Genomic DNA, 800 nt, shown 5'->3' with positions numbered 1-800 from the left:
TTTGATGTTCATCAAAACCAAATTATCGACTGGAAAAATCAACTGATTTCAGCTTCCTCGCAAGCTTTCGATCAATCAAAAGCTCCAACAGAACCACCCATCGATCTAAAAAAACTACATGCAAAAATCGGTGAGCAGGCATTAGAAATTGATTTTTTAGAAGGTGTGTTGAAGAAACTGGGCCGCTTCAACCACAAAAGTTAATCGATGACTCACTTCAGATTTCAGTATCTAAGCAAGCTCAGCTGCTGAAAGTCTCCCGTGGTTGTTATTACTATCGCCCAAAACCTGTGAGTGCATCAGATCTGAAGCTAATGCGGTGTATGGATGAGTTACATATGCAATACCCTTTTGCAGGTAGCCGGATGATGCGTGATTTGTTGAATCGTCAAGGACATCATATAGGACGACGTCATACACGTACTTTAATGAAGAAAATGGGCATTAATGCGTTATATTGCAAACCAAATTTAAGCCAGGCTAATCAAGCTCACCGCAAATATCCATATCTGCTCAAAGGATTGGCTATTCAGCGCAGTAATCAAGTGTGGTCTACGGATATAACGTATATCCCTATGGCAAAAGGCTTTGTTTATTTATGTGCTGTGATTGATTGGCATAGCCGCAAGGTACTTGCGCATAGAGTATCGATTAGTATGGAGGTTACATTTTGCATAGAAACATTAAATGAAGCTATTGAAAAATATGGTCGACCTGAAATATTTAATACAGACCAAGGCAGTCAGTTTACCAGTGATGCATTTATTGATGTATTGAAATCAAATGGCATTCAAATCAGT

Annotated in this window: 1 pseudogene; it reads left to right on the top strand. The window is 39.0% G+C overall.

What is annotated here, in order from left to right:
• Positions 1 to 800, top strand: a pseudogene (locus tag DPG01_RS18480) (IS3 family transposase); the annotation flags it as partial.

Source organism: Acinetobacter sp. WCHAc060042 (assembly GCF_003231195.1).
Lineage (GTDB): Bacteria > Pseudomonadota > Gammaproteobacteria > Pseudomonadales > Moraxellaceae > Acinetobacter.
The sequence above is the reverse complement of the archived record's forward strand: the minus strand, read 5'-3'. Positions and strand labels throughout refer to the sequence as shown.